The organism is Cohnella fermenti, assembly GCF_004801405.1.
Taxonomy (GTDB): Bacteria; Bacillota; Bacilli; order Paenibacillales; family Paenibacillaceae; genus Cohnella; species Cohnella fermenti.
Genome location: NZ_SSOB01000058.1, coordinates 23,384 through 35,532 on the forward strand (window position 1 = coordinate 23,384; position 12,149 = coordinate 35,532).

The 12,149-nt window shown below is 58.1% G+C and carries 11 protein-coding genes; 8 read left to right on the plus strand and 3 right to left on the minus strand.

Annotated features, from left to right (window positions below; genetic code table 11):
* Positions 1-119: 119 nt before the first annotated feature.
* From E6C55_RS29740 to E6C55_RS29775, 8 genes are all read left to right on the plus strand, one after another.
* Positions 120-1,781 carry a cache domain-containing sensor histidine kinase gene (locus E6C55_RS29740; RefSeq protein ID WP_211093677.1) on the plus strand — a complete coding sequence of 554 codons (1,662 nt, stop codon included), beginning with the start codon at positions 120-122 and terminating at the stop codon, positions 1,779-1,781.
* A 48-nt stretch (positions 1,782-1,829) separates the two neighbouring features.
* Positions 1,830-3,035, plus strand: a complete 1,206-nt coding sequence (locus E6C55_RS29745) for a response regulator transcription factor (protein WP_136373475.1) — start codon at positions 1,830-1,832, stop codon at positions 3,033-3,035.
* On the plus strand, positions 3,032-4,915 hold the full coding sequence (locus E6C55_RS29750) for a substrate-binding domain-containing protein (protein WP_136373476.1): 1,884 nt from the start codon (positions 3,032-3,034) through the stop codon (positions 4,913-4,915). Before E6C55_RS29745 ends, E6C55_RS29750 begins: the two co-directional genes overlap by 4 nt.
* A 216-nt stretch (positions 4,916-5,131) precedes the next feature.
* Entirely contained in the window at positions 5,132-5,608 is a 477-nt protein-coding gene (locus E6C55_RS29755) for a hypothetical protein (protein WP_136373477.1), read from the plus strand.
* Positions 5,605-6,294 (plus strand): AIM24 family protein, encoded by a 690-nt coding sequence (locus E6C55_RS29760; RefSeq protein WP_136373478.1) that lies wholly within the window; start codon positions 5,605-5,607, stop codon positions 6,292-6,294. The genes E6C55_RS29755 and E6C55_RS29760 overlap by 4 nt, the downstream gene beginning before the upstream one ends.
* Positions 6,295-6,605: 311 nt before the next feature.
* Entirely contained in the window at positions 6,606-6,836 is a 231-nt protein-coding gene (locus E6C55_RS29765; RefSeq protein ID WP_136373479.1) for a helix-turn-helix transcriptional regulator, read from the plus strand.
* A gap of 281 nt (positions 6,837-7,117) precedes the next feature.
* Entirely contained in the window at positions 7,118-8,962 is a 1,845-nt protein-coding gene (locus E6C55_RS29770) for an ABC transporter ATP-binding protein (protein ID WP_230986920.1), read from the plus strand.
* A 37-nt stretch (positions 8,963-8,999) separates the two neighbouring features.
* Entirely contained in the window at positions 9,000-10,349 is a 1,350-nt protein-coding gene (locus E6C55_RS29775) for a DRTGG domain-containing protein (protein WP_136373480.1), read from the plus strand.
* Here E6C55_RS29775 and E6C55_RS29780 read toward each other — a convergent pair.
* From E6C55_RS29780 to E6C55_RS29790, 3 genes are all read right to left on the minus strand, one after another.
* Positions 10,321-10,626 (minus strand): YtpI family protein, encoded by a 306-nt coding sequence (locus tag E6C55_RS29780; protein WP_136373481.1) that lies wholly within the window; start codon positions 10,624-10,626, stop codon positions 10,321-10,323. The two genes, E6C55_RS29775 and E6C55_RS29780, sit on opposite strands and share 29 nt — an antisense overlap.
* Before the next feature lie 564 nt (positions 10,627-11,190).
* Positions 11,191-11,676 (minus strand): hypothetical protein, encoded by a 486-nt coding sequence (locus tag E6C55_RS29785; RefSeq protein ID WP_136373482.1) that lies wholly within the window; start codon positions 11,674-11,676, stop codon positions 11,191-11,193.
* Positions 11,677-11,731: 55 nt separating this feature from the next.
* Positions 11,732-12,085, minus strand: a complete 354-nt coding sequence (locus E6C55_RS29790; RefSeq protein WP_407923775.1) for a YtrH family sporulation protein — start codon at positions 12,083-12,085, stop codon at positions 11,732-11,734.
* Positions 12,086-12,149 lie beyond the last annotated feature (64 nt).

Genomic DNA, 12,149 nt, shown 5'->3' on the forward strand with positions numbered 1-12,149 from the left:
TCAAGAGTTTGGAGTTCATCCAACGGTTTCAGAATCGCAGCATTCGGTTCAAACTTCTCATTTATTTTGTCATTATTATTCTTATATCGATCGCCACTTTAAGTGCGATAGGAACGACCGTGTACAAGCGGTCCATAGAAGATACGACCAATAAGCATACGATTCAGATGATGGGCCAAGTGAAGAACAACGTCATTCATTACTTTAACGAAATGGAAAATATACTCGCCTATCTCGCGAACGACGACAAGGTGACGGCGTTCTTCGCCGCCGCTGCGGAAGCGAACGCTGCCGATCCCGGGCAAGCGCCGCTGCGGGCCGACGTGGGGAAGGTTATCGGAATCTATGAGAACAGACATCCCGAGATTGCCGGAATTCTAATGGTCAATGCGGCCGACCAGTATGTAAGCAACAAGCTGGACAGAATGATCCGCGATCCTTTAACCTCGGAGAGCTGGTACAAGCAGGCGGCAAGCAATCCCGACGAAGTGCTGCTGATCAGCAAGCCGATTGGAAGAAATATTAAAGCGGAGCACAACTACAGCGCGGATCAGGTGCTGTCGTTCGTGCAGGCGATTAAGGACCCGGCCACCGGCGGCGTGCTCGGCGTCATTCTGCTCGATATGGAGCTGAGCATCATCCAGACGGCAATCGAGTCGGTGTCCTTGGGCAAGAGCGGGTTCGTCTATATTACGGATGCCCAAGGCGGCATCGTTTATTCGCCGGTGAATCCGATCGTTTATCGCATTAACAACGAATGGTTGGAAAGCGGTTACACGAGCATCGAGAAGACGATAAACAATCGCTCCTATCAGATTATGCAGGACAGGTTCGAGCATATCGGCTGGAAGATTGTTGTCGTGTTCCCGTTCGACGAGGCGAAGTCCTTCGTTATCAAATGGCAATTCTACACCGTGGTGATTGTCCTCTTCACCGTATTTCTCGCGGTGCTCGTCTCCTGGTTCTTCACCAATTCGATTATCAAGCCGGTTCGCAAGCTGCGCAGAATTATGCAGAGGGTAGAGGAAGGCGAGCTGCATCTGAGGTTCGAGGGCCGTTCGAAGGACGAGATCGGCCAATTGGGCGACAGCTTCAACAAGATGGTCCAGGAGATCGAGCAGCTTATCCACATGGTCTACTCCGAACAAAAGGGGAAACGGGAAGCGGAATTAAAGGTGCTCCAGGAGCAGATCAAGCCGCATTTTCTATACAACACGCTCGATACGATCCAGTGGATGGCCCAGGATCGCGATGCCGACGATATCGTGGAGATTGTCATCGCGCTTACCAACCTGTTCCGGATCGGCCTTAGCAGGGGGAACGAGCATATCCCGCTGGAGGACGAGATCAAGCATGTCGAGAGCTACTTGATTATTCAGATGATGCGTTATGAAGGCAAGCTCAGCTACCAAATCAATGAACTTCCCTATCAACTGAAGAAAAGCAAAGTGCTGAAGCTGATTCTTCAGCCGCTCGTGGAGAACGCCATCTATCACGGCATCAAGATGAAGAAAGGGAAAGGCCACATTCGCATCGAGTCGGAAGCGAGAGACGGCAAGCTGGTGCTGTCCGTCATCGACAACGGGCTCGGGATGAAGCCGGAGCAGCTTGAGATCATCCGGCAGGGCGTGATCCACGTCGGGAACCCCGAGCATAAGGACGGCTTCGGCCTGTTTAATGTGAACGAGCGGATTCGCTTGACGTACGGGATCTCCTATGGAATCGAGGTGCACAGCGAATACGAGGCCGGCACCCGGGTGGAAGTCTTCTTGCCGTTGTAGACAGAGGAAGCGGCCGCTTGAACTTAATCGTCCAAAGGGGAGAACACGATGTGGAAATTACTTATCGCTGATGATGAGCCGAGAATTCGACGGGGGCTGCGGAAGGTGCTTCCGTGGGAGGAGCTGGGCATTCAAGTTGTAGGGGAAGCGGAGGACGGAATCGAAGCGCTGGAATTGGCCAAGGCGACCAGGCCCGATCTCGTCTTTGTCGACATCAATATGCCGTTTATGGACGGGCTATCGTTCATTAAAGAGCTGCAGTTGGAGTACAAATGCCTGATCATCGTCATTACCGGCTACGACGAATTCAAATTCGCGCAGCAAGCCGTGAAGCTGAATGTGTTCGACTACATTCTCAAGCCCGTCGACAAAGCGCAGTTGCAAGAAGTGATCGATAACACGCTGGCCGAGCTGACGAGTCAGAGGATAAAAGAAGAGTTCCGCACGTTTACGAACAAACAGCTAACGAACAATTCCCTTTTGATCCGGGATCATTTTCTGCGGAAGTGGATAAACGGCCTGGTGGACACCGCCGAAGCGGAGGCCAATCTTACTTATATGCAGCTTGCGATTAACGCCTCGACCCGGATGGCGGTGTTTAAGGTTGTGCAGAGCACCAATGTGGGCACCGTGAAGAAGGAATGGACCAAGGATCTGCTGGACTTCGCCTCCAAGAACATCGTCGAGGATATCGTTCGGAACAAATCTCCGCATCTTGTATTCCACGACGATAAAGGTCATCTCGTCCTCTTCTCTTCCATGGAGAAGGAGAGCGATTGGAGCGACCTGTGCACGGCCATCCAGAACAAATTCGAGGAGATTCTTGCGAGGATGGTTATATATGCGGATAAGGTGATGGGGGATTCCTATCTTCGCGCGGACCAGATCTATAACGAGCTCGTCAAGGGCATCAGCATGAAGGGAAGCTTGTCGCCCGTCGTCCTGCTTGCCAAGAAGATTGTCGAGCAGGCGTATGCGATGCCGAATCTGTCCCTGCAGGAGGTTGCGGACCAGGTGCGCGTCAGCCCTACCTACTTAAGCAAGCTGCTCAAGAAGGAGATCGGCTCCTCCTTCATCGACTACTTGACCGAGGTGCGGATCAAGCAAGCCGTGCTCTTCATGAACGATCCGAGCTACAAGGTGTACGAGATCGCCGAGAAGGTGGGCTACAACAGCCAGCATTACTTCAGCAATGCCTTCAAGAAGATTACCGGCGTGTCTCCCATGTCCTATCGCAAGGGAAGCCGGTCATGAAGGGTGCGCAATTGAAGATGCTGTTGTTTATGGTCGCCTTCCTGGGACTGGTAAGCTTGTACTCCTGCAGCGGTTCGGAGAAGCACGGGACAAGCGACGAGGTGAAGTTCCTGATCGGCGTCTCGCAGCCAAGCCTCAACGAGCCGTGGCGCGTGTTGATGAACGAGGAGATCAAGAGGGGGGCGGCGGCCTATCCGAACCTGAGAGTGATCTTCACGGACGGCGGGAACGACAGCGTGCAGCAGAGCGAGGACTTGCATAAATTGATGGGCTACGGGATCGATCTGCTTATCATCTCGCTGGACGATCCGATTGTGCTGACCCCCGCGATTACCGAGATTTACAGCAAGATTCCCGTTATCGTGCTGGGGCGGGGCGTCACGGGGTACGATTATACCTTGTATATCGGAACGGATAATCGGCTGATCGGCAGCAAGGCGGCCGAATATGCGAAGCAGCTTCTGGGTCCCGGCGAGAATCGCATCGTCGAGCTTCTGGGCCTGCAAGGCTCCCCGACGGTGGCCGAACGCAGCGAAGGCTTCCGCGAAGGGCTGTCCGATCGCAGCGATATTCGGATCGTCGATTCGATCTATGCGGACTGGCAGCGCGACAAGGCCGAAGACGAGCTGACGAAGAGCCTTCAGGCCGATTCGGACATCGACCTCATCTTCGCTCACAACGATGCCATGGCGTTGGGCGCATCGATTGCGCTTAAGAAGCAGGGGCTGACCGGGGTGAAGGTGATCGGGGTGGACGGTGTCGCGGGGGAATCCGGAGGGCTGAATCTGGTCGAAAATGGCACGATTACCGGAACCTTCACAAGTCCCACAGGCGGCGGAGAAGCGATCCAGTATGCGGTCGATATTCTGAGCAAGGAGAAGGGGCTTCCGAAGAAGGTCATCCTGAGAAGCCATCAGATAACGGAGCAGAACGCAGACGCGTATATTCGCAAGGCGGCGAACCCCGAGCCGAAGCCGGTGCGGGAATTGACCGAAGCGAGTCCGATCAAGATCGGGTTTGCGCAGGTGGGCCTGGAGAGCGGCTGGCGGCTGGCGCATACCAATTCCGTGATCAATGCCGCGAAGGAAGAAAATATTGAATTGATCTACGAGAACGCGCTTCAGAAGCAAGACAAGCAGATCGAGTTCATTCGCCAGTTCATCGCGAGCAAGGTCGACTTTATCGTCTTCTCCCCGGTGGTCAAGACCGGCTGGGACGAGGTGCTGCTGGAAGCGAAGCAGGCGGGAATTCCGGTTATTCTGTCCGACCGCGAGGTCAAAGTAAGCGACGACTCTCTCTGGACGGCCTATATCGGCTCGGACTTCGTCGAGGAAGGGCGGCGTGCCGCAAGGTGGCTTGTCCACGAGATCGACGACAGCAGCGTGCCCGTCAATATCGTCGAGCTTCAGGGAACGAAGGATTCGGACCCGGCCGTGGGGCGCAAGCAAGGGTTCGAAGAGATTATCCGGAGTGAGCCCAATTATCGAATTGTCCAATCCATGCAAGGCGACTTCACGCTGCAATCGGGGAAGAAGCTTATGCTCGAGGCGCTGGCCGCACACGGCAGCGACATCGACGTCGTGTACGCGCACAATGACGATATGGCCCTCGGGGCCATTGAGGCCATCGAGCAGTACGGCTTGCGGCCGGGCAGAGACATCAAGCTCATCTCGATCGACGCGACCAGGGCCGCCTTGAAGGCTCTGGGCACCGGCAAGCTGAATTTTGTCGTGGAGTGCAACCCGCTGCTCGGCCCTCAGTTGATGAAGGCCGTGAAGGATTATATGGCCGGCAAGGAGCTCCCTATGAAAATCATTACTTCGGAGGGGGTGTTCACCCAGGAGACGGCGAAGCGCGAGCTTGCGACAAGGGAATATTGAAGCGAATATTGTGAAGCGAATATTGTGAAGCGAATATTGAGGGCGGCAATTTGGAACTTTCCTCCGCCCCCGTTCGTTTGATAGAATAAGAGTTCGCCAGCATTCTTTCTTATTCGACTTCAAAGGACGGTGAAGGGCATGAAACACCGGTTCGCCGCTACATATCTCCGCAGCCTGCCGCTTCGCAAGATTGCACTTCTATTGGCGTTGGCGATAATGAGCGCGGGTTTCCTGACGGCCGTTCCGGCCGAGGCGGGCTTCGTCGACCGGATCAAGGACATCTACGAAGCGCCGGACAAGCTTGAGGAGATTCAATCCGAATATAATCAGACGAAGGAAGAGCTGAATCGCCAGGCCGAGCAGTTCGCCGCGGAGCGCGAGGAGCTGCAGCAGCGCACCGAGGCGCTGATCGGGCAGAACGAGTCGCTTGCCGAGCAGAACGGCACGCTGGCCGACCGCAACGATACGCTGGCTTCGCAGAACGAGTCGCTCGCCGCCCAGAACGCGGCGCTTCTCGAACGGCTTGAGCAGGCGCAGCGGGACAAGGAGCGCAAGGCGGCATTGACGAGGAAGATCATCCTGACGGCGGTTACGATTGTCGGCTTCGGCTTGGCGTACTTCTTGTCGATCCGGCTCTGGCGGTTCGCAGCATGGCGCCGTCACCGCCGCTTCGCGGGAGGGCAGAGCCGATGAACGTCGCGGCGCCTCATCCGCAGGAGCATGTCCGCATCGAGCTGGAGGAAGGCGAGGCGCTTCATGTGCTCCATCCGAAGGCGATCGTTGCATTCCGGGGATCGCCGGCCAGCCGCGAGGACCGGGTTATGGACCTGCCGAATGCCTATCGGAAGAGGAAGTGGGTCCGCTCCAAGCTGACCGGCCCGGCCGAAGCGGTGCTCGGCTTGCCGGTCGAATGCTCGCTGACCGTCGTCGACATCGCGGAGGACAGCGACCTTCTGTTTAACTTCCGCCATGTGCTCTTCTATACCGACGGGCTCGAGATGAAGAGCCGCATCCAGAAGATTCGCACGGCATGGATCACGAGAGAATGGGTGCGGATGAGGTTCTCCGGACCGGGGAAGCTCGGCGTTGTCACGGCGGGGGCCATGGCCTCGCTGCCGCTCAGCCCGGACGTGCCGGTGTTCGCCGAAGCCGGGTCCCTCGTCGCCTATCCCGAGAAGGCGGACGTGAGGCTGTCCGTCTACGGGAACACGCTGGCGAGCCAGCACATGGGCGTCCAATGGCAGCTCACGGGCCGCGGCCCGATTCTGATTCAATGCGGCGGAACCGATTCCGGCTTGCGCGATCATCTGAACGGGGACGGCATCGTGAAGCGTCTGCTGCGCGAGCTGCTTCCGTTCGGCGGCGTATATATTAAGTAGCGGGTCTTCGCTCACAGGCGGCCTCCGTTCATTCGACTCGATTCGAACGAACGCCGCGGGAATCGACCGTCTTCCGCTTTTTGCGGCGTCCGTCCCCGGCCTAGTCCACCGGACCAAGCGCGCGGAAGCTGCTTTTTTTGTCGCTCGCCCCTTACGGGGGCGGGCTTTTGACGATTCGGACGAGTTTTTTTTGATTCTATCGGTTCCGACACGACGAACTGACAGCATCTGCGGCCGGCGCTGTCTATAATGAGAGAAAATCCGCTTAAATGCTCTAGATTAAGCAAACTACGCAAACGGAGGGATTGACTATGGAAAAGGTGAATATCGAGACGAATTTTGAGAGATTGGCCGAGAAACACCGTCTGACCCAGCGGGAGAAAGAAATTCTCTCCTACTGGATGCGCGACTACGACTACAAGCATATCGGCATTCTGCTCGGAATCAGCCACCACACCGTCAAGGTTCATATCTCCCGAATCAACCTGAAGCTTCAGGTGAACTCCAAGGCATCGCTTATTCTGAAACTGATCAGCGCATAACGGCCGCTCCATTGAACCCAGCCGCCCCGTCCGGGCAGGCTGGGTTTTTGCCGTGTCGTTCGAAGCGGGAGAATAACGGAGCACGAAGGATCATTCCCGAGCAAATCTGGCATTGACCGGACCGTATCCCCGAAGAAGGACGGAAAACGTTTTTCAAGGACGGTTCTCCCTGTTTTTCGCGGTTTACAGCGGGCCCGTTATGCCTGAAAATGATGAAGTCAACCAACTGTGAACGCGCGTTTACAACTATTATTATTCGTTAATCGAGTAGGAGGATCATCATGAGCACCGCCGAAGCCGCAACCGCCCGCGAAGCCCGCAGTCCGGGTCCGGGAGCGGGTGTCCATTCCGAAGGAGCCTCGTACGGCATGGAGCATCTGTTCGCGAACGAATCGCTGACGGACCGGCGCCCGTCGCGATTCCTGTCGCTGCTGTACAAGGACCATTGGCCGAAGCTGGCCCTCTCCGTCTTTTTCTTCCTGCTTAAGCATTCGCCTGTCTACGTGCTGCCGATCGTCACGGCGAATCTGATCAACCTGGCGACGAAGCCGGAGCAGCACGGCCGCTCGGAGCTGTGGTGGAACGTCGCCGTGCTTCTGGTCGTCATCGTGCAGAACATCCCGACGCAGGTGTTGCACATCTCGTACATGAGCAAGGCGATTCGCTTCGTGGAAGCCGGATTGCGGAGCACGCTCGTGCGCAAGCTGCAGCGGCTCTCGATGTCGGCGCACGGGGAGCTGGCCGCGGGCAAGCTCCAATCGAAGGTGCTCCGGGACGTCGAGGCGATCGAGTTCCTGTCCCGCCAGGTGATGCTCTCGGTCGTCCCCGCCATCGTCAGCGTTATCGTCGCCATCTGCATCACGGCCTCCCGCAGCTTGCTCGTCACCGGGTTCTTCGTGCTGACGATTCCGGCGGCTCTGGTCGTGATAAGGTTTTTCCGCAAGAAGATTCAGAGCTCCAACCAGGAGTTCCGCAAGCAGATCGAGTCGATGTCCGGCCAGGTATCCGAGATGGTGGGCATGATGCCGGTGACCCGCGCCCACGGGCTGGAGCGGACGGAGATCGCCAAGATCGATTCGACGCTCGGCCGCCTGCTGAGCAAGGGATATCGCCTCGATATCGTGGAAGCGTACTTCGGCTCTTCCGCTTGGGTGACATTCCAGGTGTTCCAGGTGCTCTGCCTGGCGTTTACGGTGCTGCTCGCCTACCAGGGCACGATTCCGGTCGGAGACGTCGTGCTGTACCAGTCGTTCTTCACGATGATTCTGAACTCGGTCAGCCAACTGCTTAACGTGTATCCGAACATCGCCAAGGGCTTCGAGTCGATCTACTCCGTGACGGAGATTCTGTTCTCGAAGGACGAGGAGGAATACCGGGGCAAGAAGAAGCCGGAGAAGGTGAAGGGCGCCTTCTCGTTCGAGCGGGTCCACTTCGGCTACCCGAATTCGGACCGCCACGTGCTCTCGGACTTCAGCCTCGAGGTGAAGGCCGGCGAATGCATCGCTCTCGTCGGCGCTTCCGGCGCGGGCAAGTCGACGGTGCTCAACCTCGCGATCGGCTTCAGCCGCCCGTCCAAGGGGAGGGTGCTGCTCGACGGCATTCCGCTGGATGAGCTGGACATGAGCGATTACCGGCAGCGCCTGGCGGTCGTCCATCAGAGCACGGTGCTGTTCTCGGGAACGATCCGGGAAAATATTACGTACGGACTGCCGACGGTAAGCGAGGAGAAGCTGGAGGAGGTCATTCGCATGACGCATCTGCGGGATGTGATCGCCATGCTTCCGCAGGGGCTCGATACGCCGGTCGGCGAGCATGGCGGCAAGCTGTCCGGCGGCCAGCGCCAGCGCATCGCGATCGCCCGGGCGCTGATCCGCGACCCGAAGATCATCCTGCTCGACGAGGCGACGTCCGCGCTCGACAACGAATCGGAATATTACGTTCAGCAAGCGATGCAGGAGCTGATCAAGGGCCGCACGACGTTTATCGTCGCGCACCGGCTGTCCACGATCCGCGATGCGGACCGCATCGTCGTCATGAAGATGGGCCGCTGCGTCGAGATCGGCACCTACGACGAATTGATGGCGAAGCAAGGCGAGTTCTATCAATTGAAGCAGCTTCAGAGTTAAAGTATGATGAGAGGAGAAGAGTGCAGGAGGCGGACGAATGACGGGCAAGAGCGCAGAGGATACGAATGCGGAACTGACGAAGCACGAGCAACTGCTGCATTACATCAAGGAACTGCCGGTCGGCACGCGAATCTCCGTCAGGCAGATGGCGAAGGATCGGGACGTGTCGGAGGGGACGGCCTACCGTGCGCTGAAGGAGGCGGAGCAGCTCGGCTACGTCAACACGAAGGAGCGAATCGGCACGGTGCGGGTCGACCGGAAGCGCCGCAGCCAGCCGGAGCAGTTGACGTTCGCCGAGGTGCTGGAGATCGTGCAGGGCGAGCTGCTCGGAGGCAAGGACGGCCTGGACAAAACGCTGCATAAGTTCGTCATCGGAGCGATGGAGCTCGGAGAGATGATGGGGTATATCGACGCGGGCAGCCTCTTGATCGTCGGCAATCGCTCGAACGCGCAGCGGCTGGCCCTCGAGCAGGGCGCAGGGGTGCTCGTCACCGGGGGGTTCGGCACGAGCGAGGAGGTGCGCACGTACGCGAACGAGAGGCAGCTTCCTATCCTAAGCTGCAAGCACGACACGTTCACCGTCGCGTCCATGATCAACCGCGCGATGTACGACCGGCTGATCAAGCGCAAGATCATGACGATCGCGGATCTCGTCGAGCCGCAGGCGAAGGCGGGAGCCTTGAAGATGGGCGCAACCGTCGCGGAGTTCCTGAAGCTGAGCGAAGAGGCGGGCTACAGCCGCTTCCCGATTACGGACGACTGGAATCGCGTCGTCGGCATTGTCACGTCGAAGGACGTCGTCGGTTCCCCGGGGACGCAGACGCTGGACAAGCTGATGACGCGCAGGCCGATGACGGTGACGATGGCGACGCCGATCGCGTCGGCCGCCCACCGGATGGTGTCGGAAGGAATCGACCTGCTGCCGGTCGTCGACCGCCAGCGGAAGCTGGTCGGCGTCGTGAGCCGGGCGGAGGTGCTGCGGTCGATGCAGTTCGCTTCGAACAATCTGCATCAGGGAGAGACGTTCGACGCGCTGATCTGGGGAGGCTTCTCGGAGCGGAGGGACGAGGAGAATCGGCTCTTGTTCGCGGGGCTGGCGACGCCGCAGATGATCGGGCCGTTCGGCACCGTATCGGAGGGCGTGCTGACGATGCTGATGCAGCAGGCGGCGGCGCGGGCCGCGAACGATCTGCAGCGGCGGGACCACGTGCTCCAGAACATGACGACCTACTTCCTCAGAACGGTGCCGATCGACGCCTCGCTCTCCATCCTGCCCAGCGTGATCGAGGCGAGCCGTCGCCACCTGATGATGGAAGTGACGGTCATGCAGGACGGAGACGTCATGGCGAGGGCGCTGCTTACCGCGCAGACGATCGATGCTTGGTGAAGTAGGAATGGTTGCGCATTCCCGCGAACAGGTTGAACAGGCCGAGCACGAGGAAGATCGCGCCGATGATGACGCGCAGCGTCGAGCCGCTGAACAGCAGCATCTGGATCAGCGCGAGCAGGATCAGCGTGAGGCCCAGGCAGATGTTCATCCGGGCCCCGTACAAGCCTCTCAGAATCGTGTCGGACGACCGGCGCGAACGGTAGCTGAAGAAGACGGACAGGACGGACGATACGATGACAAGCACGCCCAGGACCCATTGAAGTGCGGATTCCATCGAGAGAGTAGCAGCTCCTTCTAGATACGAGTTTTGTCCTCTATTGTAGCATAGGAGCCTGCCCGTGGCATCTGAGCTTGGGTGGCGGGCTTGGCCGGCGGGCTTGGGTGGCGGTCGACCGCTAGGATGAATGTGATTTTTCACATTCGTTTTGGTTTTGAGCGCCGATTTTGGAGGTTTTATGTGATTTTTCGTATATATCGCGCAGTTGGCGAGAGCTTTCTGCTTGATATATGCGGTTTTTCGCATATAATCCGCCAAATCGCCCGAGCTGCAAGGAACGAATGCGATTTTTCGCATTCGTGCTCGTGCGCGATGTGATCGGGGCCCGGAGGCGGCGAGGGGACGCGACTGGGATACCCCCACCCCGTATTTTTGTCGCACTATCGGCAAACGCTCGTTCCATCTTTTCAGAAAGGGTGCCTTATCCCCTCTTGTCAGAATCCTAATTATTGGAAATTCATGGCCTGAACAGACGGGATAAGGCACCCTCTCTAGAGAGACAGATGGGAGCGCTGCCCCCTCTGCCAATGCGAATAGGCGAGCCCTCTGCGCCTCCTGCGGTCACTTCACCGCCGAGAGATTCGCCTCGACCCACACCTGGAGCACCGAATCGGCGAGCAGCATCGTCCGGATGCTGACGGTGTACGTCTTGCCCATGGCCGTCTCGTACGGCTTGCCCGCGATCAGCTTGCGCACCAGCTCCGCATCCGAGCCGATGTCGTAGATGCTGTTGCCGATCAGGATGGACAGATCCTTCTCCAGCTTGGTCTTCAGCTCCGCCTCGGCCGCCTTGTCGAGGGGGGGCTTGCCGTCCTTCTCGAGCACGAACGAGACGATGCTGCGGATGACCGTCACCTTCTTGTTCGCCTGCAGTTGCGCTTCGGTCAGGGAGAGCTGCTCCTTCAGGTCGAAGTTCTGCTCGATGATGCGATTCGATTGGTCCACGACCATCGCATTGTAGAGCGCCGCCCCGACGATCATCCCGCACAGGAAAAACGCGATGGATTGGAGCCCCTTGCGATAACGCTGGAAGTCTGGAACTCTCACTTGCCCTCACCTCCGCCCGTCGCCTCGTCCGTCGCCTCGCCCGTTGCCTCGTCCGTCATCCCGCGTTCCGACACATCCATTGCACGAGCTCGCTGGCCAGATGCGCCCCCAGGAAGGCGAACAAAATATAAGCCACCTGCATGATAGCCGGAGACAGCGCCCCCTTCGAGACATTCCATTCGATCACCCGGATCGGGTCGATCGAGCCGCCGATGGCGACGACGACGGCCCAGATCTTGATCCGGACCACGATGTCCAGCATGATCGTCTGCGGCGGCTGCCAGATGAACAGGGCGGCCATTCCCGCGAGCATCGAAGCGCCCAGCACGACGCCGAACGCGACGAAGAAGTCCAGAGTCGCCTGCGTCAAGAACCGATTCAGGTTGGTCAGTTCGTTCATTCCGTTCATGCCGATCCTCCTCCTCCTAACATCTATATGGGACGTGCTTCGCGTCATATGATACAATTAGAGA

Bases quoted from the DNA above. Each gene is read 5' to 3' on its own strand.
- E6C55_RS29745 (WP_136373475.1), top strand. From the start codon at position 1,830: ATGTGGAAATTACTTATCGCTGATGATGAGCCGAGAATTCGACGGGGG.
- E6C55_RS29750 (WP_136373476.1), top strand. From the start codon at position 3,032: ATGAAGGGTGCGCAATTGAAGATGCTGTTGTTTATGGTCGCCTTCCTG.
- E6C55_RS29755 (WP_136373477.1), top strand. From the start codon at position 5,132: ATGAGCGCGGGTTTCCTGACGGCCGTTCCGGCCGAGGCGGGCTTCGTC.
- E6C55_RS29760 (WP_136373478.1), top strand. From the start codon at position 5,605: ATGAACGTCGCGGCGCCTCATCCGCAGGAGCATGTCCGCATCGAGCTG.
- E6C55_RS29765 (WP_136373479.1), top strand. From the start codon at position 6,606: ATGGAAAAGGTGAATATCGAGACGAATTTTGAGAGATTGGCCGAGAAA.
- E6C55_RS29770 (WP_230986920.1), top strand. From the start codon at position 7,118: ATGAGCACCGCCGAAGCCGCAACCGCCCGCGAAGCCCGCAGTCCGGGT.
- E6C55_RS29775 (WP_136373480.1), top strand. From the start codon at position 9,000: ATGACGGGCAAGAGCGCAGAGGATACGAATGCGGAACTGACGAAGCAC.
- E6C55_RS29780 (WP_136373481.1), bottom strand. From the start codon at position 10,626: ATGGAATCCGCACTTCAATGGGTCCTGGGCGTGCTTGTCATCGTATCG.
- E6C55_RS29790 (WP_407923775.1), bottom strand. From the start codon at position 12,085: ATGAACGGAATGAACGAACTGACCAACCTGAATCGGTTCTTGACGCAG.